General features: G+C 49.0%; 27 protein-coding genes. 19 read left to right on the forward strand and 8 right to left on the reverse strand.

Going from position 1 to position 24,345, the window contains the following annotated elements; genetic code table 11:
* Window positions 1-2 precede the first annotated feature (2 nt).
* From KNP67_RS00840 to KNP67_RS00850, 3 genes are all read left to right on the forward strand, one after another.
* On the forward strand, window positions 3-419 hold the full coding sequence (locus tag KNP67_RS00840) for a DUF350 domain-containing protein (protein ID WP_214755714.1): 417 nt from the start codon (window positions 3-5) through the stop codon (window positions 417-419).
* A 269-nt stretch (window positions 420-688) separates the two neighbouring features.
* The gene (locus KNP67_RS00845; RefSeq protein WP_131471037.1) at window positions 689-1,150 is read left to right on the forward strand and encodes a hypothetical protein; all 462 of its coding nucleotides are present in this window, start codon (window positions 689-691) and stop codon (window positions 1,148-1,150) included.
* Between the two features lie 155 nt (window positions 1,151-1,305).
* Window positions 1,306-2,259 (forward strand): sensor domain-containing diguanylate cyclase, encoded by a 954-nt coding sequence (locus tag KNP67_RS00850; protein ID WP_131471038.1) that lies wholly within the window; start codon window positions 1,306-1,308, stop codon window positions 2,257-2,259.
* 95 nt (window positions 2,260-2,354) lie between these two features.
* On the opposite strand, the gene KNP67_RS00855 is transcribed toward KNP67_RS00850, so the two are convergent.
* The 3 genes from KNP67_RS00855 to KNP67_RS00865 are packed head-to-tail and all read right to left on the reverse strand — an operon-like array spanning window position 2,355 to window position 6,208.
* Entirely contained in the window at window positions 2,355-2,975 is a 621-nt protein-coding gene (locus KNP67_RS00855) for a hypothetical protein (RefSeq protein ID WP_131471039.1), read from the reverse strand.
* Window positions 2,887-5,523, reverse strand: coding sequence for an FtsX-like permease family protein (locus KNP67_RS00860; protein WP_214755715.1), 2,637 nt, complete (start codon window positions 5,521-5,523; stop codon window positions 2,887-2,889). Before KNP67_RS00860 ends, KNP67_RS00855 begins: the two co-directional genes overlap by 89 nt.
* Window positions 5,516-6,208, reverse strand: coding sequence for an ABC transporter ATP-binding protein (locus KNP67_RS00865; protein WP_214755716.1), 693 nt, complete (start codon window positions 6,206-6,208; stop codon window positions 5,516-5,518). Before KNP67_RS00865 ends, KNP67_RS00860 begins: the two co-directional genes overlap by 8 nt.
* 205 nt (window positions 6,209-6,413) lie before the next feature.
* On the opposite strand from KNP67_RS00865, the gene KNP67_RS00870 reads away from it, so the two are divergent.
* The 7 genes from KNP67_RS00870 to KNP67_RS00900 all read left to right on the forward strand — a co-directional run bounded on the left by KNP67_RS00870 (window position 6,414) and on the right by KNP67_RS00900 (window position 13,744).
* The gene (locus KNP67_RS00870; protein ID WP_214755717.1) at window positions 6,414-6,617 is read left to right on the forward strand and encodes a hypothetical protein; all 204 of its coding nucleotides are present in this window, start codon (window positions 6,414-6,416) and stop codon (window positions 6,615-6,617) included.
* 222 nt (window positions 6,618-6,839) lie between these two features.
* A complete protein-coding gene (locus KNP67_RS00875) occupies window positions 6,840-8,606 on the forward strand; it encodes a DUF262 domain-containing protein (protein WP_214755718.1) in 1,767 nt (588 codons plus the stop codon).
* Between the two features lie 69 nt (window positions 8,607-8,675).
* Window positions 8,676-9,005, forward strand: a complete 330-nt coding sequence (locus tag KNP67_RS00880) for a nucleoside triphosphate pyrophosphohydrolase (protein WP_214755719.1) — start codon at window positions 8,676-8,678, stop codon at window positions 9,003-9,005.
* Entirely contained in the window at window positions 8,998-11,355 is a 2,358-nt protein-coding gene (locus KNP67_RS00885; protein WP_214755720.1) for a DEAD/DEAH box helicase family protein, read from the forward strand. The genes KNP67_RS00880 and KNP67_RS00885 overlap by 8 nt, the downstream gene beginning before the upstream one ends.
* 13 nt (window positions 11,356-11,368) lie before the next feature.
* Window positions 11,369-11,812 carry a hypothetical protein gene (locus KNP67_RS00890; RefSeq protein WP_131471050.1) on the forward strand — a complete coding sequence of 148 codons (444 nt, stop codon included), beginning with the start codon at window positions 11,369-11,371 and terminating at the stop codon, window positions 11,810-11,812.
* Window positions 11,813-11,820: 8 nt separating this feature from the next.
* On the forward strand, window positions 11,821-12,078 hold the full coding sequence (locus KNP67_RS00895) for a hypothetical protein (protein WP_131471051.1): 258 nt from the start codon (window positions 11,821-11,823) through the stop codon (window positions 12,076-12,078).
* Window positions 12,079-12,205: 127 nt separating this feature from the next.
* Entirely contained in the window at window positions 12,206-13,744 is a 1,539-nt protein-coding gene (locus KNP67_RS00900; protein ID WP_214755721.1) for a hypothetical protein, read from the forward strand.
* Between the two features lie 111 nt (window positions 13,745-13,855).
* Here KNP67_RS00900 and KNP67_RS00905 read toward each other — a convergent pair whose 3' ends face one another.
* From KNP67_RS00905 to KNP67_RS00925, 5 genes are all read right to left on the reverse strand, one after another.
* Entirely contained in the window at window positions 13,856-14,212 is a 357-nt protein-coding gene (locus KNP67_RS00905) for a DUF1304 domain-containing protein (RefSeq protein ID WP_131471053.1), read from the reverse strand.
* Between the two features lies 1 nt (window position 14,213).
* Window positions 14,214-14,507, reverse strand: coding sequence for a putative quinol monooxygenase (locus KNP67_RS00910; protein WP_021066808.1), 294 nt, complete (start codon window positions 14,505-14,507; stop codon window positions 14,214-14,216).
* A gap of 15 nt (window positions 14,508-14,522) precedes the next feature.
* Window positions 14,523-15,161: a nitroreductase family protein gene (locus KNP67_RS00915; protein ID WP_058763170.1), complete on the reverse strand. Its 639-nt coding sequence runs from the start codon at window positions 15,159-15,161 to the stop codon at window positions 14,523-14,525.
* A gap of 23 nt (window positions 15,162-15,184) precedes the next feature.
* A complete protein-coding gene (locus KNP67_RS00920; protein ID WP_034776750.1) occupies window positions 15,185-15,595 on the reverse strand; it encodes a MarR family winged helix-turn-helix transcriptional regulator in 411 nt (136 codons plus the stop codon).
* A gap of 121 nt (window positions 15,596-15,716) precedes the next feature.
* Window positions 15,717-16,469 (reverse strand): hypothetical protein, encoded by a 753-nt coding sequence (locus KNP67_RS00925; RefSeq protein ID WP_214755722.1) that lies wholly within the window; start codon window positions 16,467-16,469, stop codon window positions 15,717-15,719.
* A gap of 179 nt (window positions 16,470-16,648) precedes the next feature.
* On the opposite strand from KNP67_RS00925, the gene KNP67_RS00930 reads away from it, so the two are divergent.
* The 9 genes from KNP67_RS00930 (at window position 16,649) to trxA (ending at window position 24,233) form a co-directional block, all read left to right on the forward strand.
* The gene (locus tag KNP67_RS00930; RefSeq protein WP_131471055.1) at window positions 16,649-17,050 is read left to right on the forward strand and encodes a GntR family transcriptional regulator; all 402 of its coding nucleotides are present in this window, start codon (window positions 16,649-16,651) and stop codon (window positions 17,048-17,050) included.
* Complete coding sequence (locus tag KNP67_RS00935; RefSeq protein WP_021066815.1) at window positions 17,025-17,906, forward strand: ABC transporter ATP-binding protein; 882 nt, start codon at window positions 17,025-17,027, stop codon at window positions 17,904-17,906. Before KNP67_RS00930 ends, KNP67_RS00935 begins: the two co-directional genes overlap by 26 nt.
* Entirely contained in the window at window positions 17,896-19,029 is a 1,134-nt protein-coding gene (locus KNP67_RS00940) for an ABC transporter permease subunit (RefSeq protein ID WP_021066816.1), read from the forward strand. The genes KNP67_RS00935 and KNP67_RS00940 overlap by 11 nt, the downstream gene beginning before the upstream one ends.
* 11 nt (window positions 19,030-19,040) lie before the next feature.
* The gene (locus KNP67_RS00945) at window positions 19,041-19,508 is read left to right on the forward strand and encodes a DUF4825 domain-containing protein (RefSeq protein ID WP_214755723.1); all 468 of its coding nucleotides are present in this window, start codon (window positions 19,041-19,043) and stop codon (window positions 19,506-19,508) included.
* A 137-nt stretch (window positions 19,509-19,645) separates the two neighbouring features.
* Window positions 19,646-21,319 (forward strand): AMP-binding protein, encoded by a 1,674-nt coding sequence (locus tag KNP67_RS00950; RefSeq protein WP_214755724.1) that lies wholly within the window; start codon window positions 19,646-19,648, stop codon window positions 21,317-21,319.
* 80 nt (window positions 21,320-21,399) lie between these two features.
* Window positions 21,400-21,978 (forward strand): fatty acid metabolism transcriptional regulator FadR, encoded by a 579-nt coding sequence (locus KNP67_RS00955; RefSeq protein ID WP_021066819.1) that lies wholly within the window; start codon window positions 21,400-21,402, stop codon window positions 21,976-21,978.
* Between the two features lie 80 nt (window positions 21,979-22,058).
* Window positions 22,059-22,832 (forward strand): electron transfer flavoprotein subunit beta/FixA family protein, encoded by a 774-nt coding sequence (locus tag KNP67_RS00960; protein WP_021066820.1) that lies wholly within the window; start codon window positions 22,059-22,061, stop codon window positions 22,830-22,832.
* Window positions 22,833-22,845: 13 nt separating this feature from the next.
* Window positions 22,846-23,811 (forward strand): electron transfer flavoprotein subunit alpha/FixB family protein, encoded by a 966-nt coding sequence (locus tag KNP67_RS00965; RefSeq protein ID WP_131471059.1) that lies wholly within the window; start codon window positions 22,846-22,848, stop codon window positions 23,809-23,811.
* Window positions 23,812-23,918: 107 nt separating this feature from the next.
* Complete coding sequence (trxA, locus tag KNP67_RS00970) at window positions 23,919-24,233, forward strand: thioredoxin (protein ID WP_021066822.1); 315 nt, start codon at window positions 23,919-23,921, stop codon at window positions 24,231-24,233.
* Window positions 24,234-24,345: the final 112 nt, after the last annotated feature.

The raw sequence follows: 24,345 nt of genomic DNA on the forward strand, positions 1-24,345 counted from the left end.
ACATGGCAATGGGGAATGTGAACGTCAACGTATTGCTTGAATCGCTCGGCCTGTATTCTATCGCCGGACTCATGATTGTCGTCGGTCTCGCCATCTTCGAGGTGACGACGCCCTACAGCAATTGGCGCGAGATTCAAAAAGGAAACATCGCCGTCGCACTCGCGACCGGCGGGAAAATCGTCGGTCTCGCCAACATCTTCCGCGTCGTCGAGAGCCACCACGACCAGACGATGGATGTGTTGGTCGGGGGGAGCTTCGGCTTCGTGCTCTTGTTGGTGACGTATTGGCTATTCGAATTTTTGACGCCGTCGCTCAAAGTGAACGAGGAGATCGGGAAAGGGAACATCGCCGTCGGACTGATGGCGTTCCTGCTCTCGATTGGGGTCTCGCTCGTCGTCGGCGCAGCGTTGGTGAGGTGAAGACATGGTATATGAGAGACTAGCGAAGATTCTCTTCATTGGGGCTGGCCTGTTTTTAGTGGCAGCGGCACTGTGGTTTATCTTTTATTGATTCGAAGCACGGAGCGTCCGAGATGGGCGCTCCGTTTTTGATTAGTTTCTAAAAACGCATGCCCCTGCTGTTTGAATTTTGGGCAATGAGTAAATCTGATTTGAATTATAATCATCTCTATCGGTAGAGAATGAAGGCAGTAAGTGCTTATTAGAACAATCGATTGGAGGAAGTATGAATGGCGATTGATTTAGATTTTTTGATGACGACGGAAGATTATGTGCTCGAGACGGAATCGTTTCAGATGAAAGGTGTCACCTATTATCCACTTGAGTGGACGTTTTTCGGGGCAAATGACCCGACGATGTTGCTGACGTGGGACGCGGAACGTGACCGCATCCTGATTCGTTTTGAGCAATATGCGGTGTTTCTCGGGACAATCGAAGACCATAGTATACATGAAGAAGGACTACGCAATGCTTACCCAATCGTGAAACTGAAGACGTCTCGCTTCACACGATTCGCCGCAGAGAACATGGGTACTGAGCGAGTCAACACGTACCGAGGCGAACTATCGCATTATGTGATTCGGACGTTCGAACAAGAGTTTCACGTCTTGGCATACGACGATCCGACCGTGCTCGACTTGGGGAAAGTCGGAGAGACGGGCGTCGTCATCGAGGTCGTAGAGGAGGCATGAACGAAAGCGAAGGAGCGAGTGATCAAATTGAACGTTCGTCCATACGCCTGTCTCTATTTTCAATCCTCCCATGGTAAAATGAAGGAAGATGAAAAAAGAGGCACAGCCTTTCAATCCATAGGCTGTACATAAAATGGGATGGGGTGGAAGGGTGTATGAACACACAATTTGAAGAATTGAAGATGTATGAGAGCTTTGACGAGCTGGCGAATGATGTCCTTGACCTCGCAAATGAAATTTTGCCCGAGCAAATGTTTTATTTGACTGCGTTCACGGATTCACAACAGGTCATCTTGAAACTGTCCAATCAAAAATCATCGATTCAGATTACGGAGAACATGGTCGTAGATTTGAGCAATTCTGTTTGCGGTCGCATCGATTTCGAGAACAATCGACCGTTGCGATATGAAGACGTCAAGCGAGACTGTGATGTGGAGGAAGTGGAGCGGCTACTCAACGATGTGAACATCCGCTCATATTTAGGCATCCCAATCTCACTGACGAACGGTGAAAAGTTCGGCACGTTGTGTGCCGTCAATGATGAGGCGAGTCTGTTGGATCCGAGAAACATCGCGTTACTCCAACGAATCGTCAAGCTGTTCTCGTATTATTTGGAACTAGAACGTTTTGTATGGCGAGATATGTTGACGGAGCTGTACAATCGACGCTACTTGACGAAGTACTTTGAAGACGACTTGAACGCGCACGGTGCGCTCTTTTTCCTCGACTTGGACGGGTTCAAAAGCGTGAACGATCGATACGGTCACGACATCGGGGACACCGTCCTGCAAGAAGTGGCGGCAAGGCTTCAAACGATTGTGAACGAACAAGGTGATGCGTTCGCGGTTCGGTTAGGCGGAGATGAGTTCGTTCTCCACTTTTCACAGGCCGCGGGTCGAGACGAATGGGGCCACATCGCGACTCAGATTATCGATGAGTTAAGTAGGTGGGATGAAGGTTACCAAGTCTCGACGAGTATTGGCATCGTCACATACATACGTGATGAGCGTACGACGTTGGTCACGCTGTTGAAACAAGCGGACGAGGCGCTATACCGTGCCAAGTCTTCCGGAAAACGAACGTTCAAATTCGTTCACGAACCATATTGAACAGACTGAATAAGACGAAAGAAAAGGAAGATTGTCCCGATGCGAGTCGGTTCAATCTTCCTTTTTTGTGCTTAGATTTAACGAAGTGATTCAGGTTAAGGCACATCAATTTTAACGGTATACACTTTCGGCATGGCGCCACTTGAAGCATACAAGACGAGCGTTTTCTCTTTCTCTGGAACGAGGAAGACCAAATCGATTTCGGATTTTTCGCCTGCGAAATAACGAAAACCGTTTTTGAACGCTTTTTTATTGTGGTTGACCATATCGATTGGACTATATTTTTTCCCGTCTGGCGTGTACATGCGGAACCCGTTCGGTCGATAGTCCATAGTGCCGCCATATCCATCATCCTCATGAAAGAGAGAGAGGGGCAGATTGACGAATCGTTTTCCAGCTTCCGGTTCGGTCCCATCCGGTGAGGCGTAGACCGGTTCCCCGACTTGGAATTCACGTTTCTTCATTAGTGGATCCCCGATAAACGTTTGGAACGTACCGAGGTTCATGATTTTTTGAAGATTATCTTCTTTTGGTGTGGTAGCTTTGGTTTCTTTCGGTTTATCAGCCTTTAAATCAGCCTGTTTCGCACCCGTTGTCTGTGCGGTTGGGGGTGGTGTCGACTTCGCCTCATCCATGACCGGTTTGACTTCTGGAGACGTGAAGACGAACAAGCTGATGATACCGACGACGAGAGCGGTCGCGGTCGTGCCGAGCACGAGACGGAACCGTTTTTCTACTTTTTTCTGGTTGACGACGTGTCCGCATCACACCGGTCACGACCGGGATGAAGATGGTCGCGAACAGGAACGGTAACTCGGACGTCGGGAACTTCTGATACATGATGGTGACGATGATGATGGTGACCGTCACGCCGAGCAGCCCGGCGAAGAAACCGGTCAACGCGCCTTCCGTCAAGACGAGGCGACGAATGGACGTGTTCTGCCAGCCGAGCGATTTCAAGACGGCGAGCTGTGGCTTGCGCTCCGAAACGTTTTGCCACATGATCTCGGTCGTCGTCAGCATGGCGATGAGCAAGGCGACACCCATGGCGACGTAATGCATCGTCCCGACTTCAAGGGCGACGAACTCGCCGATCCATGTCGTATACAAGACGCCTTGGAGGCGGAATGTGACGAACAGGAAGAAGCCGAATAGACTCGTCGGTAAGGCGATGGCGAGAATCGACAACGTCGTCCGCGGCCAATACGTCACGAGCTGGTTCAAACTCATGCCGACGCTCGAGCGGGAGCGGAGCAGACGACGTCCTTTCGACACTTCGCCAGACTGCATCGTCTCATACGGTTTGATGCGTCGAACGAGTCGAATCGGGATGAGCGTCCCGAGCCAATAAATCAACAGACCGGCCAAGCCGATCAACAGGATGCGGGCAATCGACGTCGAGCCGGCTGCCGTCCATAGGAACGTCCCAAGAATCATCCACGAGATGAGCGCGACCATCGAACCGAGAATCGTCGCCTCTAGGAACAAGAGTTTCGACAGTTGGCTCGGTCTCCAACCGAGCGATAACAGAATGGCGAACTCTTTCTTCCGTGCGTACAGCATGATGATGTTTGAGCTGAACACGTATAGCATCGCGACGAGGATGACGCTCGCGACGACGCCGGAGAAGCCGAGTTTCGCTTCTTGGAAAATCGTGATCGATGACCCGAGTTTGATCCAAGGCTGTTGTATCCATCCGAGGGCGCTCTCTTCTTTGAGTCCAGGGAGATACGTGACGGCATATTGTGGAGACGAGCCGAGTGTGACGTCCGTGATGAGACCGGTCTGATCCTCAATCTCTTTGGCCACGGCTTGCAGTTTCGCCTCACTCTCTTCGTTTAAGACGTCCACGCCTTTGACGTTGACGCGAATCGCCGAGATGGCTTTGTCGCCGGCGATGGCGAACGCGGCATCGAGTGTCGTCAACATCGAAGGTGGTTTCGTGAGGAAGCTGTACGGGTTGTTCGTCGGCTTGACCGTCGTCGGTGGGTTGACCGGCTCGTCTTTCGAGTTCATGACCCAATCGGCACTCGCCGGGAAATACGTCTCCATCGGCAGTTCCGTCAGCGGGTCTTTCGACAACTTCAGTTTCGACGGATCGAACAAGCCGATGTAGTTATATTTCACCTTCGGCGCATCGTTGAGGTCTTCCGCGTATTTATTTGACTTGCGATACATACTTTCTTGGCCGTAAGCCACTTGCCCCTCAGCGAGGAACGGTTTGATTTGATACGAGTACGGCCAACGTTTCGGGAATGGGCTCGTCACGCCTTCATATACGAGAGGTGAAGCCTTCTCGGCAAGCCAAGTATAGTCAACCGTGACACGAGGGTCTTGCGGCTGTGGTGTCCCTTCTAAAATGTGTTTCGTGATATTGTCGTGCATTTGTTGCGCTGTAAAGTCGTATGAGGCGACTTCCGTCCCTTTCAAGCTATCGAGGTATTCATCTTTTCCTTGATCGAGATACGTTTTGATGAACGCCTCTTGATCAGTTGTATCGACATCCACTTCTTCAATCGTGTAGTTGATTGAGGCATCGACGTAGTCTTTTGAACTCATCAAAATCGGAATGGTCGTGATGTCTTCATCGTAAGGCTCTGGGAGATCCTCTTCGTTGAAATAACGACTGAACTCTGTTGCTTGTACGGCATCGTCTAAGCCGACGAGTTTCGCTTCGGCGACCGGGTCGATCCCAGCCAACATGACATCGCTCCCGTAAGAGAGGGGAGACTCTTCGTATAGGGCGGTCGGACCGATTCCGATGTGGGTCGAATCACCGTTCGGCATCCAGCCGACCCAAAAATAAGCTTTCAAATCTTGGAAGTCATTGATTTTTTCAATGCCCGTATCGATGAGTGTATTCATCTTGAGTCGATAAAGACCCGCTTTATCAAACGCATGCGTTTGCGTGAACGAACTAGAATAAGTCGACCCAATCATCGCGATCGGGGCCGCGACATCGACGTCGGCAATCTGTTGAACCGTCTCGTACTGTTCGCGCGTGATGCCGCCTTCGAGCCCGCTCATATAGTTCGGCTCGAGCAGGTTCAAGTCCTCGGTCACGCTGCGGCTGCCTTCTGGCCGGACGACGATATGGTATGACGAATCCCACCGTTTTTGCAGCTCGTTGACGACCGTGCCGTTGTTCGCCTGGGTCACTCCGAGTAGATAGCTGAGCCCGGTACTGACGATAAGTATCCCGACCATGAGCAGGATGAACCGTTCCTTATTCCGCCACCATGAGTTCCAGATGAACTTAAGCATGATGGACGTCGCTCATGGCGACGACCTGCCCGTCGCGCATCTCGATTTTTCGGTTCGCCCGGTCCGCGAGCTCCGGGTCGTGCGTGACGAACAAGACACCGCAGCCGTTGTCCCGGTTCAGACGCGTCAACAAGTCGAAGATGATATCGCCCGTATGGGTGTCGAGGTTTCCGGTCGGCTCATCCGCGAGTAGCCACTTTGGACGGTGGATGAGGGCGCGGGCGACGGCGACTCGCTGTTGCTGACCGCCGGACAGCTGGGACGGCAGCGAGTTCGCCTTGTCGCTCAAGCCGACTTCGTTCAACAGTTCGAGCGCCCGTTGTTCGCCGTCGTAGTCGACTTTCCGCCCGAACAGCGGGGCCATGACGTTCTCGAGCGCGGTCAACGTCGGGATCAGGTGGAACTGTTGGAAGATGAAACCGATGTTGTCGAAGCGGAAGTCGGCGAGCTGTTTTGCGGACAAGGTCGAAATCGGTTCGCCGTTGAATAGGAGCGTGCCGTCGGTTGGACGGTCGAGTGTGCCGATCAAGCTAAGCAACGTCGATTTCCCTGAACCGGATGGACCAATAATCGAGATGAAGTCGCCATGGGCGAAGTGGAGGTTCACATCGTCGAGCGCGAGCGTCGCGACGTCGCCGTTATCAAAGCGTTTCGTCAAGTGTTTGCATTCAAAGGCGTAGTCCATTGGAAGCTTCCTCTCTTGGTGGAATGAAATAGTCATTATTAAATATGTAAGAAAACGTAATTTTCTGACTATTTATCATAGTGTAAAGGAAAAACTTTCCTGTTGAAAGCTGAGAAAATTTTCGTCTTGGTTTCGAGAGGAGTATGGGCTGGAATGGGGAAAAGGGTTAATAGAGTTCGGAATTGAATGAAAGGGAGTGGAAACAATGAAACAGTTCGAGATTGAGTTCCATATGATCAATGATGAGGTGTTGACGCAAGTGGTGGAAGCGGAGAGTCGTTATGCGGCGCTCGAATCGATTTATCAGTCGTTCCGTCATGCGACGGACGGGTTCGTCCAGTTCGAGGATGAGTGGATCATCTTCCACGACCATGTCGTGTATGTGAAGGCGTTTGAGATTGTGGAGTAGGTTTCAATTTTCAAAAACCATTAGCTACAAAGAAAGTTGAGAGTGAAACTCAATTCAATTAACAAATAACTAAATGAAAATTTTAAAATATGTTCATTTTATTTGGATTCAAAATTATATAAAGTATATCCAATTATTTGATATACTTTCATTGGTATAATACCTTACTTATTTAAAATTAATTTTTACGTTACTAAAAGTTTTGTAGAGGATGATTGTATAATGGCGACAGCGATTGAAGTAAATAAGCAAAGTGTAAAGCAACTTTTAGAGACTGGAAAAGAGCATAAATTTGTTATTCCTGAATATCAGCGACCATATGCATGGACAGACGAACAAATTCAGACACTATTCGACGACTTAGTAGAGTATACGGGAAATAATAGCGAAAGCACTTATTTTCTTGGTACAATCGTTTCTTATGAAAATGAGAATAGGGAACAAGAAATTATCGATGGACAGCAAAGACTTACTTCTTTATTTCTATTATTGCGGGCAATATATACAAAATTAGATTCGATGACAGAAACAAAAGAAGTGCGAAATTTTAAAAGACAGATTGAATCTGCGTTATGGCAGCAAGATGAACTGACTGCGGAAGTTGATTTTGATAAAACGCTCATTGAATCTAGAGTGATGAGAGACAAAGGGAATGTAACGTTCTCAAATATTTTAAAGCAAGGTATGTACGAAATAGGGGCAAAAGATAATTATTCGTTGAACTATAAACTTTTTCAAGAGTTGATTGAGAAGTTTGCAACGAGCGAACCAGAGTTATTCTTTTGGTTTACTCGTAATTTATTAAATAAAGCAATCTTGTTGCCGATTACCGCAGATTCGCAAGACACTGCCCTTACTATTTTCTCGACTTTAAATGATCGAGGCCTAGCATTATCGGATGCAGATATTTTTAAAGCAAAAATTTATAATCGATTAGACTTGATGGAGAAAGCAGATTTTATTGAACAATGGCAACAACTGGACGAGGATGCCCAAGACGCAAACGAGAGTATTCAAAAGCTATTTTATTATTATATGTTTTATTTAAGAGCATTAGAAAATGACAGAAATACGACTACCCCTGGTGTTAGAAAGTATTATTCAAGAAATAACTTTGAGCAACTATACAAAGATGATGTTATAAAAAATCTAACATCAATACTGAACTTGTGGATAGTCATTAATAATAATGTTGAGATTGAAGAAGATTGGTCAAAAAATGTTAAGATAAAACAGGTATTAGATAGTCTAACCTCTTACCCTAATGAATTTTGGAAATACCCTGTTGTTATTTATTATCTAAAGTATAAGGAATCCCAAAAATTTGATGAGATGTTTTTACAATTTCTAAAAAAATTATTGGCAACTCTTGCAGCGAGGTACGTTGTAACTCCTACGATAAATGCTGTAAAGAGAGGGATACTCAATTTAAATGCTGAAGTTGTTAATTCACCTACTCCTAAGTTTGATTTCCCTAATGTAGATGAAAAAGAATTTAAAGACAAAGTAAAAGTTGCTCATCGAAATACTGTTCGAATGTTATTGAAAATTCTAGCGTATGAAAAGCAGCAAGAACTGTTGCCTGATAGATGGGAAATTGAACATATACTTCCGCAGAAGTGGCAATCGAGCTATTTCCCTTCTAGTTCCGAGGAAGAAGTTAGAAAGATAGTAGAACATATCGGAAATAAAATACCATTTGAAAAAAAATTGAATATCGTTGCTAGCAATGGTTATTTTAAAAAGAAACAAGAAAGTTATAAAAAATCTAAAGTGATTGCATTGATAAATTTATCAAATCAACATAGCGATTGGGGTTTAGATGAAATTCGAGAGAGAGACATTCGTATTTCTGACGAACTATTGATTATTTTTAACGAGTGGGGATTAAATCAATTACAATTTTCAATTCAGGATGACTCAAAACCGATGCCAACAGCAGAAGACTTGGAAAAAATTGATGAATTAAGAAGCAAAGGGTTTATTTGACTCCCCAGTACTAATCATTCTGTATATTGTATAGCTAATACATATACGAATATGAGAGGAGAGAGTTCAATGATTCAATACAATAAACTAATCCGGGACCGCATCCCTGAAATCATTCATGAAGCAGGACAGATTCCTGTCGTCAAACATCTCAATCAAGCTGAACATTTCGAACAGGCTCGCTTGAAACTCTATGAAGAAATCAAAGAGTATGAAGAGACGAATATCGATGAAGAATCACTCGAAGAACTTGCTGATATTCTGGAGCTCGTCTATACGCTTGGAAAGATGCATGGTGCGAACTTTGAAGAATTAAATCGCATCCGTGAGGAGAAACGAGAGAAGCGGGGCGGTTTTGAAAAAGGCCTTTTCTTGGAAGAGGTCCTTGATCATGAGTGAGTTACGTCTTCACACCAGTCATTTACGAATTCCATTACAACACCAAATCGACGCGGCGACTGAAATTTATATGGTCGTCGCGTTTGCGCAAGTATCGGGTGTTCAAGAACTCGTCGCTTCACTTAAGCAAGCAGTCCATCGCGGTGCCCAAGTCCGCATTCTGATTGGGGACTACCTCTATTTGACGAACCCGGACGCGCTTGAAATGTTAATGAACATTCAAGGCGTGGAGCTACGGCTCTATCGATCGAAAGGTCAGTCATTCCACCCGAAAGCGTATTTGTTCCGCACACAAGATGGAGGGACGTTCTTTGTCGGCTCGTCCAATCTGTCGCATAGCGCCTTGAATCGAGGTGTCGAATGGAACGTTGAGATACCGGCGAGCATCTCGGAGGACGTGTTTGAACAGTCGGTCGATGCGTTTCATGAGCTCTTTTATAGCGACTATGCCCAAATCATGAACGCCGTCTCATTACAACCTTATAGAGAAGAGTATACGGCCCGGCAAGATCGGATGAAAGAAGCTGAGCAAATTGCAGCGCCGGCCCCGGTCTATATCGAGGACGATACAATCACACCGAACACTGTGCAAGACGCTGCTTTAAAGGCGTTACGCGAGACGATGGACGAGGGCAGACGCAAAGCGATGCTCGTGCTCGCTACAGGACTAGGAAAGACGTACTTGAGCGCCTTCTTCGCGCGCCAGTTCAAACGAGTGCTCTTCATTGCCCATCAAAAAGAGATTTTGCTTCAAGCTGAGGCATCGTATAAGAAAGTCGCAAGCGAATGGAAGACGGGATTATTGCTTGGTGGTGACTCGAGAGATGAGGAATCGGCAGATGTCTTATTCGCCTCGATTCAAACGTTGGCATCGAAACATCGGATGCAACAGTTCACACCAGATCAGTTTGATTTGATTGTCGTCGACGAGTTCCATCATTCGGCGGCACCATCCTATCGGCGTGTCCTTGACTACTTCGAGCCGAAATTCTTGCTCGGATTAACGGCAACGCCGGATCGGTTGGACGGAGGAGACGTCTATGCTTTATGTGATGACAATGTCGCGTATCAGATGCACTTTACCGAAGCGATTGAAGAGTCGTATTTGACACCATTCCATTACGTTGGGATTTATGATGAGATTGACTATTCGCAGATTCGACTGATTAACGGTCGTCGCTATGATCAGGACGAACTGTTGGCGGAGCAGTTGAAGGAAAGTGTCGCTCAAAAAATCTTTGATGCCTGGCGGATGCATCATCAGACCAGAGCTCTTGGCTTCTGTTCGTCGGTCACTCAGGCTGAGTATTTGGCCGACTATTTCCGCCTGCAAGGTGTTCAAGCCGTAGCTTTACATAGTCAGGCAAAATATAATCGTGCTGATGTGATGCGTCAATTGAAGCAAGGACATCTCGATATCATCTTCGCGGTCAACTTGTTCAATGAAGGTGTTGATATCCCGGGAATTGATACGCTATTGTTCTGCCGCCCGACCGAATCGTTGACTGTCTTCACGCAACAGATTGGTCGTGGATTACGTCTATTGAGTGGGAAGACGCACTGCACCATCATCGATTTGATTGGGAACTATAAGAACATCGATAAAAAGTTGGCGCTGTTGACGACGAAGCGGCAGCCGATTGTCAAAGCACTTCCTACAGATGTGGATTTACCAGGCGAATGTACCATCGAATTTGATTTACATGCCATCAATTTATTGAAGCGAATGGTCACCCGTTCTTCGACACGGCGACAACAGTTGGAGCGGAACTACTTCATGGTGAAAGAAGAACTCGGAAGACGGCCGAGTTATCTAGAGTTGATTCAACGAGGCGAATACTCGATGGATGCCTATCGCTCGGAATGGAAGAAAGATGGAGGGTATTACGGGTTCCTCAATCGGATGGGGGAGCTGGATGAGGAAGAGAGTCACCTGTTTGAAGAGGCGAAGTCGCTGTTGCTTGAAGTAGAATACACAGACATGACGAAGAGCTATAAGATGATTGTGTTATCCATTATGCTAAGTCGTGGAATCGATGGGTGGCTTCAACCACTTTCAGCGAGCGAGGCGGCTCGTCCATTCTATGAGTTCATCAATGAATTCCCATATCGTCAGCAGATTGACGGACAGACGAAAGACTTCCAATCACCGTTCCATCAGCAAAAGATTGAAAAGTTACTGTTGCGGATGCCATTTGATAAAATAGCTAAAGGACCGTTCTTCGTATCAGAGGAGTCATTACATATCGAGCATAATGAAGCGTATGCTCATCCTTTAGTTTACGAATGGGTCAGTCAAATTGTTGAAGTCCGACTGCATCATTACTTCAGTCGGAAAGCTTCAGATTGAGGGTGGTATAATTATGGAAGATCGACTTAAGCGGTTCATTCAGTACATAGATGAGTTCGATAGACAGGGACCTTACAAAATGAACGTACTGAAGATTATGTTAGAGCGAGGTCCTCATGATTGGCATACGCCAATTTCAATAACTGAACTCGCAAAACCTTATTATGATTTAGTGAACGAGCAACTCCGTTCTTATACTCTTAAAAATATAAGTGCGGACTTTACAACGAACTTTTCACAAGCAAAAATGGAACGGCATTTAAGAACACTGCCATTAAAGTATCTATCGACCACTTCAACTAGAGTAAGCAACATTTCTCCACCCTTTGAATTAATTGATGACATGTTTTATGTGAAGGAAGAGTATCGTATAAATGGTGAATCTGCTCATAACAGAATCATTAATGCTGTGGAACAAAAGTTCGAAGAGTACCTAGAAGTATTTAGTGAAAGGTGAGGGATAACTTGAAACGCGCACTACTTCGCAAAATCCAATTCGCCCTCCAGCATCACGGTGGGACGGCGTCATTGAAAGAAATTAACGAATACATCGAGCGGTCATACTATCAACTTGAACTCGATCGGTATAAAGATTGGAAGGCTCACGTTAACAAACAGATTCGGGCCCATTCGAGTGATTCGGCCAGCTTCGCGGGTAAAGAAGACTTGTTTTATTCCACGGGAAATAAGGGCATCTGGGGCCTTCGCCAACCGAATAAGTAACCGAAAGCGGAACCATTTCAGTTGGTTCCGCTTTCAATATTTACAATCCGTCACACCCCCTTGTCACAAAGTCGACAATACGTTACACTTCGAGACAGTGTGAAAAAAATGTATAAGGGGTTTATCCATGGAAATCGTTCAGCAATTATCGCAAGTACAATTACTCAACCAATTCTGGTTGCTCATGGCCTTCGTCATCCCGATGGTCATTTTATCGCGGATGGTCGTGGCCGGCTCACGGTTCTCACCAATCCTCGTCATCGTCATCTTCGGTCTCGGACTTGGTTTCGCCATGGTCGAGATGGGCATCGCGACACCGGGTCTTCCTGAATTCCCGCTCGTCGACTTCATGTCACGGACGACGATCATCGCGCTCGTCGTATCGTTCTTCGTCGGTGGACAAGAACTTCGTAAGATTTTGAGCAAGCAAGAGCTCGACGTGAAGGATATCGTCGTGCCGTCTAAAGAAGAGATGTTCCTCGGGACAGGGCGGACACAGTTCATCTTCATCGTCCGTTCGTTCTTCTTGCTCGTCGGTCTCGAAGGGTTCTTCCGTATGATGATTCAACCGGGCGCGGCAGAGGGCATCATGCTCTACTACCCGATCCTCGCGTTAATCGGTCTCGCGGCATCTTTCCTCTTGATCGACCACAAGGCGCAAATCGACGACAAGAAGGTATACATGCGTAAAGGTGTCATCGAGACAGTCTTGATGCTCGTCATCTTGTTCGTCTCGTACGGCATCGCCATGGCGGTACAACCAATCATCGCATTGCCACAGATTTTCTTCGCCATGTTGCTCTCGTCAGCACTCGGTGCCATCTTCCACAATTGGACGTATGGACCGACCGTCCGTGCGCTTCTGTTCGCCGGGATCCCGGTCGTCTTGGCCGCCAACTTCATGGTCGGTGGTTCACGAATCGGTGATGCGTTCGCCATCGAAGGCATGAACTCGATTCTCGTTTACGGTTTCTTCGGTCAATTGTTCTGGATGTTCGGTGGGATTGCGCTCCTCATGTGGTTCGCCCGCACAGGACATATCCGCAACCTCGCACCAGGTATGGCCGGCTCGCTCTCGCACAGTGGTCTCACAGGTGCATGTACGGCTGGTGACTTCGGTCAAGTGGCAGCAAAACGTGCCCCAATCATGATTAACATCCCGTTCTTCGGTCACATCTTCGTGTTCTCGATTTTGGCAGTCAGTGCCGACAACGGGGCGCTCTGGATTTGGCCGACGGCAATCATCGTCTTGGTCGGTCTCACATTGACGGCGCTCTCGCTCAAAAACTTGCGCGGTGCCAACGGAGAAGACTTCAAAGAAGTGAAGGCGCTCATGCAGTTCTCGTTCGGTTGGCAGATGATGGCGGTCTTCGGTGGACTTGTCATCCTCAGCTTCAGCACGATCGCGTTCGACTACACGACGATGGCTCAATCGTCAGCCATCTCGCACTTTGGTCTCTTCGCAGCCGTCCAAGGCGGCATGTTCGGGACAGAAGCATCGCTTCTCATCCCGCTTATCTTCTCAATGCCGTTCCTCGTCCACCCAATCGTGTTCTACATGTTCGGAAAGGCGCTCGATAATAACGGTGAAATGCCACGCGTACCGGTTTACGCCATGGCGCTCATCGGTGTCGTCGGAGTCTCGTTCGCGATTCTCGGCGTATAACAAACAGCCGCTTCTACAAATGCGTAGAAGCGGTTTTTTGTGTGCCGAAACATCGAACCGATGAATCGATGAGACAAAAAAACGGCCGACACGAAGTCGACCGCTTCAGGCTCACCACAACATGGACAATAGCGTCAAAATCGCCAATCCGCCTTGCGTGAGGATGATTTTTTTATTGCTCGTCATACTGCCGTACAGCGCGACGAGCACGATATAGATGAGGAGCATCGTGACAATCTCGATTGACTGGCTGACGAACAACCCGTACAGCAAGCCGACGCCGATCAATCCGTTATAGACACCTTGATTCTTGAACAGCACCGACACGGAATCACGCGCGAGCTCTTGTTCCGTCATGTTGAAGACACGGGCCGTTGTTTTTGAACGAGTGGCGAACGTCTCTAAATACAGGATGTAGAAGAACTCGAGTGCGACGAGCGTTCCGAGGACGAGGGTGAGTCCGGACATGTTAGTTGGCCGTCGCGACTTCCGTCACATGGAGCACCGGCTTCGCCGTCACGTAATTGCCTACGTTTTGGGCGAACGCGATGAGGTCCGGGTTTTGGTTGTGTTGTTCGACGGCCGCTTGATCGGCCCAGTTCTCGATCATGACGAAGCGGTTCTCTGAAGTCGTCGATTGGAACAGTTCATAGCTCAAGCAACCGGCTTCTTGTTTCGACGAGTCGATGAGCTTGTTGATGTCTGCCAAGAAGTTGTCAAATTCCGTTTCTTTCACGTCGAAAATAGCATTGATTAAGATCATGTGGGTGTCCTCCGATTATTTGAATGATGTGATTTTTTCAGCGTCGAGACGTACCGATTGGTAGCCTTCTTCTGCAGCTTTACCGACCGAGAGAATCATGACCGGCACGTAACGATCTTTATCTAAACCGAACGCTTCCGCGAGTTGGTCTTTCTCGAAACCACCGATTGGGTTCGTGTCGTAACCGTGAGCACGAGCGACGAGCATAAATTGCATCGCTGCGAGACTCGAGTCGATTTTGACGATGTCGTTCATCTCTTGTGTCGACAAGTTCTTGTAGTACGGAAGGATGGCGCCGAGCTGTTGGTCGCGTACTTCTTGTGGCATTTTGCCTTCTGCGACAGCTTGGTCATAAATCTCTTCACCGAGCTCGTAGCATTCCATGTCGCCGAAGATGAGGACCATCGCAGCCGACGTGTCGTTTTGACGGACGTTGAAGCGGATGAGCGGCTTGAGCGTTTCTTTCGCCTCAGGGCTCTCGACGACGACGAAGCGCCACGGTTGCATATTGACTGAAGAAGGGGCCGTTGTCGCTTCCTCGATCATTTGAAGCATTTCAAGTTGTGAGATTTTAACGTTCTCGTCGTAGACGCGGATCGATTTACGACCGAGCATCACGTCAGTGAATGTGTTGTTTTCGAATGTAGTTGCCATGGATATTACCTCTTTCTCTCTTGTTATAGTTGGTTAAGCTTTTGCAGCAGACTCGACAGCTGATTGATCTCTGACTCGGACAGCACTTTCGTGATTAAGTGTTTGCCGCGGTCGTGGTCTTGTTCACAACTCGTCAAGTCATGCTTGGCTTCGTCGGTCAAATGGACGAACACTTCACGATGGTTCGCGGTGTTCCGTTCTCGTCGGACGTAGCCTTTTTCTTCAAGGATCTTCAAATGGCGGGTGATGGCCGCATTGTCGATTTTCATCGCCTGCTGAATTTCGCTTTGCGAACAGACGCCCTTGTCATGCACAATCATGAGCATCTCATAGCGGGTCAGGCTGAAGCCCGTCTCTTTCTCGAACGAGGTTGCGACGCGTTGGTCCGCCAGTTTGATTTGGTACAGCAGTCGGCTGATATCTCGTAATTCCATCTGTGGTGTCTCACCCCTCTCATTTGATAAGTCAATTGTTGACTCGTCAAATGTAAAATATTCACGACGTGCTGTAAAGGAGAATGCTCACAAAAAAAACATCCGCTTTTGCGAATGGTGATCAGTCTTCATATTTGGTGCCATCGAAGTGGTAGTCATGGATGAACGTCGTCTCGTCGAAACCATACAGTCGATCGTGTCGATTCAAGTCCTCAATCGTCTGAATTTCATGCATCGCCGGTTCTCCCGGTAAGGAATCGCGGGCGACGTTCAAATACCGCTCGGTGAAGTCATCATCCTCATACGGTGTCCCGTCGAATGAGAAGTGAACCGAATAGACGTCGTCCTCCAAAGCGCGAATCACGTCGAGCATTCGTTGTTTCTGTGCATCGGTGTTCGCCCAGTCCTCATGGAACATGACCGACACGTCCAAGAACTCTTTCGACTCGACGTCGAAGACGGACGTCGGGCTAGGGCGTATAGTCGTCGCAACCCCTTCATCCACACCGGTCGGCACACTCGCGCGGACCGTCTCTGCCTCCGTCAACAAGTCGAGCTGCTCGAGTCGCTCCTTGAACGTGTCTTCGGCCTCTTGTTGCCAGACGTGTTCAAGCACGTTGTCATGGATCGTTTGATCAGACCGATACGTCTCGGCCCAATAGTCCCCTTCGAGTATCGGATCGGTCAGCGTGAACTCGGCCGCATAGCCGCCCATCTTCCAGTCGCGCTTGAGCGTGACCTCGACGTCCTCTCCATATGTATCTTCAATATAGGATGCGTATCGTTCTTCCTCATCTTGTTTTGCATACGTCGACCATGTCGTGCCAAGCGCGGTCACGGCGACAGCGGTCGCGACTAACCATCGTTTTCTCATTTTTGATTCACCTCTCTACCAATGTACCTGAAATGGAAGTGTCCTACCTCGGTCCAAAGTCGTATTCAATTTATTACCAAATACCTGTAAACTGAAAGTGCCCTTGAAGAACTAATATCTTTACGTGTACTAATACATATAATACACTTAAGTTACGTACACAAGAAAGGGTGTGACCCATGTTATATAAAATTGATATGAAGAGCGTGGAACCGCTGTATGAACAAATCGTTAACCAGACGAAAGCGCTCGTCATCCGTGGCATTTTACGTCCAGGGGATAAAGTCATGTCGGTGCGTGAACTCGCGACCGACCTCGTCATCAATCCGAACACGGTCAGCAAGGCGTATCAGGAACTCGAACGGCTCGGCTTGCTCGAGATGCATCGCGGACGCGGGACGTTCGTGTCCGAGGACTGGATTGACCAAGACTCGCCGCGCGCGCCGATCCTTGAAGCAATCAAGAAACTCGCCATCGATTGCCATTATGCCAATATTGAGCTCACCGAAGCGCTGACGCTATTTGAGACAGAGTATAAGAAAGTAGGGGAGAACCATGCTGACAGTACAGCAACTGAGTAAGACGATCGATCGCCAGCAAGTGTTAGAAGATATCGACTTCACGGTCGACTCCGGTGAAATCATCGCGCTCGTCGGACGGAACGGGGCCGGCAAAACGACGTTGCTCCGGACAATGGTCGGTATCATTCGACCGGATAAAGGTGATGTCCGTTACGGACCGTCGAGCATCTTTGAGAAGGCGGAGTTGAAGCGTGACGTCATCTTTGTCCCGGATTCGGCCGACGCCCTCAAACATTATACGATTAACGAGGCGGCAGCGCTCTACGAATCGATTTACCCATCGTTCAACCGATCGATTTTCAGAGAGACGCTCACTCGCTATAACATCGACAACAAGAAGATTCGCCAGCTCTCGAAAGGGCAGAAGGCGATGGTGACGCTCTCGCTCGCGTTCGCCGTCCAAGCGAAATATTATCTGCTCGATGAACCGACGGACGGACTCGACGTCGTCGCCAAGTCGGACGTTTTGAAGCTGATGATCGCCCAAGTCGAGGCACGTAACTGTTCCATCATCGTCTCGAGTCACCAGTTACATGAGCTCGAACGAATCGCCGACCGCATCATCATGATCGAGAAGGGCCGCGTCAAGGCGATCATGTCGCTCGAGGAGGCGCGCGAGACGAGCGTCAAACTGCAAGTCGTCTTCAACGACCAAGTACCGGTCGAACTGCTCGAGCGCAAGGACATCGAAATCATCAATGTGACCGGACGCGTCGCCTTGTTCATGGCGAAAGAACGGACGAAAGAGCTCGATACGTTCGTCGATGCGCACGACCCGATGCTCGTCGAAGAAATCCCGATGTCGCTCGAAGACATCTTCCGGGTCCAATTAGGAGGTGAGGCAAGTGTCTTTTAAAGTCCTATTAAAGAAAGATTGGAAACAAGTCTCGATTTTGTGGATGTTGCTGGTTTTTCTCGGAGTGATTGCGTTCACGGTACCAGTTTGGTCACAAATGCAATACTTTGACCAGGAACTTCGTAACATTCAAGAAAATCCAGATGAATATGCCGATTGGATCGATGGGGATTCGTCTGATTTGTCCGTCCAAGACTTTTTTAATGAAAATAATGGGACAGGCTATTGGATTGGTGACTTACAATCGCTCATACCGATGGGTGGGGTATTGTTTTTATTCGTTATTTTTGGTGCTCTCATGGCATCCGTCTTGATTGGAGCAGAACGGAACAGTCAAATGTCCGATTTCACGATGTCTCTCCCGTTCACAAGGAATCAGCTTTACATATCGAAATGGTTAATTGGAACGGTAGGAATTATTGTATCGTCTGTGCTCGGTGGTACGCTCATGATAATGATGATTCGCTTCTCGGACTACGCGTTTTTAATGGAAGGAAGCACGAATCGAGTCATCGCGCTTGTCGTTCTTTTGATGCTTAGTGGTATCTCTTTCTTCTCAGCTGCTCTATGGATGGGATCGTTCGGAGGAGAATCGATTTCACAGGTGATTTGGACATTCATTGCGTTAGTCTTCCCAATTGGTTTGATTGCGCTCGTGCAAGGATCTGTCTATGCGTTTTCACAACAGTATGATTCGAGGTATGCATTCTTCGACGATTTGTTCCAGAGTACGTTTTTACGTGTTTTGTCGCCATTCTCTAACTTGGCAAACGTAGACATGTATCAATACTTTACTAACCAAGCTGAATGGCAGAAATTCTTAGCAATTGCGCCATGGAGCGCACTAGCTTTCATCGCATTATCATTCGGACTCGGCCTTTGGATGTTCAACCGAGCACCTCAAGAAAACAACGGACGATTTTTTATGTTTTCGAAATGGCTATGGCTGATCCACATCATCATGGTTCTCTGTTTCGCCATGTTAGGAGGAATCGTTCTCTCAGCATTCTCGATGCAGTCAGGTTTTGCACTATACATCGTTGGCTTCCTGATTGGCGGCTTCATCGCCCACTTGCTCGCCAAACGGTTGCTTTACCGCTTTAACTTGAAACTAAAATCGTAAGGAGGATTCTCATGAAACGGCTCAGTCTGCTCGTCGCCTTGCTCGTCATGCTCGCGGGATGCGGGGATACCCATCGACCGAACGCCTTCCAATACAAAGATTCATACGTCGGGGACAACAGCGCCGTCTCGGGCATCGCCCAGACGTTGCCGATGCATGACTGCTACAAGTCGATCGAGCTACAGACGTCGAAGCGGCCGTACGGCTTGACGGTGCGCTATAGCGACCCGGAAATCGACCGCATCGAGCAAGAACGGTTGGCAATCCGCAACGCGGCGACGTATTTCACGCTCGTCCAAAACGCGGAAATCGTTCGCTTCGCCTTCCCGAACCGGACGTACGCATTCTCACGCCCGGAGATGGAGGCGTGGCTCGACATCGACTTCTCGACGATCAAGTGGGAAAAAGAGTTGAAGGACCGCTTGGACGAGAAAATCAGCAACGAAGAACAGACGGAAGCCTATTTCAAGAGAATCTGAACGTGTGCGGAAACTTTCATCCGCACACGTTTTTTCGATATTTTCTGAAAATTATCGGGTAAAGGGTAGATGAAAGCGTTTTCTTGGCATTATAATAGAGTTAACTGAATGACTATTCATTCCAAGGAGGAAAAGCGATGAACAAACCGTGGTTGCAAGATTATCCAGCTGACATGCCGAAAACGATTGACTATGAGGTGAAGCCGCTCTATGATGCGCTATCCCGAGCCGCGACCGATTTCCCGAACAAGACCGCCATCTCATTCATCGGCAAAGAGTTGACGTTCGCCGAAGTCGACGATGCGGCGAAACGGTTGGCGACGATGCTTCAATCGAAAGGGCTGCAAAAAGGGGACCGTGTCAGTCTGATGCTACCGAACTGTCCGCAATTCGTCATTTCGTTCTATGCGGTCCTGTACGCCGGCGGTACGGTCGTCCAGACGAATCCGCTCTACACGGAGCATGAGCTCGAGAACTTAATCACGGACTCCGGTGCGAGCATCATCGTCACGCTCGACCTCCTGTATCCAAAATCACTTCGTGTGAAGCAGAAGACGGACGTCAAAACGATTATCACGACGAGTATCGCCGACTATCTGCCGTTCCCGAAAAATAAGCTGTATCCCATCAAAGTGAAGCGCGAGAACAATATCGTCATCGATACGACAGGTTCGGTCGCGTTCAAGGACTATAAACAGTTCGATCCAATCACGCCGGTTGCGGTCGACCCGAAAGAAGACGTCGCGGTGCTGCAGTATACGGGCGGGACGACGGGACTGCCGAAAGGCGTTATGCTGACCCACTTCAACTTGACGGCGAACGTCGACCAGATTTCGAACTTCTTCTATAGATATAACCGTGGTGATGAGAAACGCGTCTTATGCGTCGTGCCGTTCTTCCATATTTACGGCATGTCGTGCTGTCTGAACTTCGGGATGGCGAACGGATATGAGCTCGTCCTCGTGCCACGCTTCGACGTCACCGACGTCCTGAAGACGATCAATAAGAAGAAACCACACTTCTTCCCGGGCGCCCCGACGATGTACGTCGGTATCCTCAATGACCCGAAACTGAAGAAATACGACTTGTCGTCAATCGAGGCGTGTATCTCGGGATCGGCCCCGCTGCCGGTCGAAGTACAGGAGCAGTTCGAGAGCATCACGGGCGGACGCATCGTCGAAGGCTACGGCTTGTCGGAGACGTCACCGGTCACACATGCGAACTTCTTATGGGATAAACGGATTGTCGGCTCAATCGGGGTGCCGTTGTCGGACACTTCTGCTAAAATTGTAAAGGCAGACGGAGAGACACTGGCCGATATCGGCGAGATCGGGGAGATCATGCTGCACGGTCCGCAAGTCATGAAAGGGTACTGGCAGAAGCCAGAAGAGACGGCAGCCGTCTTGAAGGACGGATGGCTCGCGACCGGTGACCTCGGCTATATGGGCGAGGATGGATTCTTCTATATTGTCGACCGGAAGAAAGACATGATTATCGCCGGAGGCTTCAACGTCTATCCGCGTGAGATTGAAGAAGTGCTATACGAACATCCGGCCGTCAAGGAAGCTGTCTGTATCGGCGTACCGGACCCGTATCGCGGTGAGACGGTCAAGGCGTTCATCGTGACGCGTGACGGCACCAGCGTGATGGAAGAAGAGCTCGACAAGCACTGTCGCGAGAAGCTCGCAGCGTATAAAGTACCGAAGCTGTATGAGTTCCGGGAAGAGTTGCCGAAGACGTTCGTCGGTAAGATTTTACGTCGTGTCCTCGTCGACGAAGAGAAAGCGAAACAAGTGAAACAAAGCAGTTGACACAAGCGCGTCACATGATAGAATAATAAATGAATGAACCATCATTCATTTTTAAGCAGCGGTAAGGAGCTTGGGTGTTTATGACAAAGAATGGATCAAAAAGTGACCGCATTATCGATGCGGCAGTGAAAGTGATTGCGGATCATGGCTATCACGGTGCAAAGGTGACGGCCATCGCCAAAGAGGCGGGCGTCGCCGACGGAACGATTTATCTGTACTTCAAAAACAAGGAACATCTGTTGATTGAATTGTTCCAGACGAAGATGGGCCTGTTCATCGACTACTCGAAACAACAAATCGAGCGGGAGACGACGGCCGGCGACAAACTGTATCAGTTGATTGAGTCGCACTTGAAGCAACTATCGGCCGATTACGACCTCGCCGTCGTGACGCAAATCGAGCTCCGGCAGTCGAACTTGGCGCTCCGACAAAAGATTAGCGAAGTGCTCAAACCGTACTTGAACTTAATCGATGCGGTCGTACAACACGGAATCGACACCGGCGAATTCGATCGCGATCTCGACTATCGACTCGCTCGGCAGATGATTTTCGGCACGATCGACGAAGTGGTCACGAGTTGGATGGCGAGCGGCTTCAAGTATGACTTGATGTCGACGCTACCGAAAGTACACCATATGTTAAAAAAAGGGCTTGCTTAACCGTAAGCCCTCTCGCTAGCTCAAAAAATGAACGCTGATTCATGAATGATGGTGCGAACAACTTATAAGGGGGAACTACGATGAATATTTTTGTATTGCTGAAGCGTACGTTCGATACAGAGGAAGCGATTCAGCTCGAGAATGGGGAAATTCAAGAAGACGGCGCTGAGTTCATCATCAACCCGTATGACGAATATGCGGTCGAAGAAGCCATCCGTAAGCGTGACGATCTCGGGGGAGAAGTCACGGTCGTGACGGTCGGACCAGAAGACGCGGACAAAGAACTTCGGACGGCGCTCGCGATGGGTGCGGACAAAGCGGTCCGCATCTCAATCGAGGATGACGTCGAGGACGCAGACCATGTGACGATTTCGAAAGTGCTCGCCACGTACTTGAAAGAGCAAGCGCCAGATCTCATCTTCGCAGGGAACGTCGCCATTGACGGCGGTAGCGGCCAAGTCGCACCACGTGTCGCTGAACTGTTGGACATGAACTACGTGACGACGATCACGAAACTCGATATCGACGGCACGACAGCGACGGTCACACGCGACGTCGAAGGGGACACTGAAGTGATCGAAGTGGCGCTCCCGCTCCTCGTGACAGCGCAGCAAGGATTGAACGAACCGCGTTACCCGAGCCTTCCAGGCATCATGAAGGCGAAGAAGAAGCCACTCGAAGAACTCGAACTGTCGGACATCGACCTCGATGAAGACGAGATCGAAGCGAAAATCGAGACGATCGAACGTTTCTTGCCAGAAGAGAAGAAAGCTGGGCGCATCCTTGAAGGGGATACGTCGTCACAAGTGAGCGAGCTCGTTCAATTACTTCGCACGGAAGCAAAAGTCATTTAAGGGGGACACATAGATGAAAGCTTTAGTACTCGCAGAAGCGCGTGAAGGCGCGTTACGGAACGTATCATTTGAAGCAATCGCTGCAGCGAAGCAATTGACGGACGACGTGACGGCAGTCGTCATCGGGGATGACGTCAAAGCACTCGCGACGGAACTCGGGGAGTACGGCGCGGGTCGCGTCCTCGTCATCGAAGACGAGCGTCTCAAGCACTACACGCCGGACGGTTATGGGCAAGTGCTCCGCCAAGTCATCGACCAAGAGTCACCGGACATGATCGTGCTCGGTCATACGGCACTCGGGAAAGACATCGCCCCGAAACTCGCAGCGCGTCTTGACGCAGGTCTCATTAGTGACGTCGTCTCAATCGAAGGGTCAGGCAAAGAAGCCGAGTTCGTCCGCCCAATCTATTCAGGGAAGGCGTTCGAGAAAGTGAAATTCAAAGACTCGGTCATGTTCTTCACGATCCGCCCGAACAACATCGACGCACTTCCGCGTACGGCCGGGGCGAGCGCTACGGTCGAGACACCGAGCGTTGAACTGAAAGACCTCGCCATGATCGTCAAAGAAGTCGTCCGCAAGGCGACCGGTAAAGTCGACTTGTCAGAAGCGAAAGTCATCGTCGCCGGTGGCCGTGGTGTCAAGAGCGAAGACGGCTTCAAGCCGCTCGAAGAGCTCGCTGAACTGCTTGGCGGGGCCGTCGGTGCTTCACGTGGAGCATGTGACGCCGACTATTGCGACTACGCGCTTCAAATCGGTCAGACCGGCAAAGTCGTCACGCCGGACCTGTATATCGCCTGCGGCATCTCGGGCGCGATTCAACACTTGGCCGGCATGAGCAACGCCAAAGTCATCGTCGCCATCAACAAAGATCCGGAAGCGAACATCTTCAGCGTGGCCGATTACGGCATCGTCGGCGACTTGTTCGACGTCGTCCCACTCTTGACGGAAGAGTTCCGCAAACACCTCGTCAATAGCTGATATGCAGAACGTTTGGGGAAACGTACCCTCCGTGGTATACTCTGAACATGAAATGCATGAGGGTGCTTCATCCGGCTCTCACATCTTACTGGGGAGGTATTTACCAAATGGCTATTAAACACGCAACGACTCAAACATTTGAACAAGAAGTAAAAGAGGGCGTCGTCCTCGTCGATTTCTGGGCAGCTTGGTGTGGACCGTGCCGCATGATCGCACCGGTACTCGAAGAGCTTGACCAAGAGATGGGCGACCAAGTCCAAATCGTCAAACTCGACGTTGACGAGAACCCAGAAGTAGCGGGCGCTTTCCAAATCCAAAGTATCCCGACACTTATGATGTTCAAAGACGGACAACCTGTTTCGAAAACAATGGGCTTCCAACCAAAAGAAGCACTCAAAGAGTTTATCGCGACAGCACAATAATGCCCAAAACAACCGCTCGGGTTTCCCGTCGGTTGTTTTTTTATACGCCATTCTAAAATTGAATCGTGAGATTTTTTTTACATTTTCCGACGTGTTCTTTCATATTTAAAAG

The sequence above is a fragment of the Exiguobacterium sp. s157 genome (assembly GCF_018618205.1).
GTDB classification, from domain to species: Bacteria; Bacillota; Bacilli; order Exiguobacteriales; family Exiguobacteriaceae; genus Exiguobacterium; species Exiguobacterium chiriqhucha.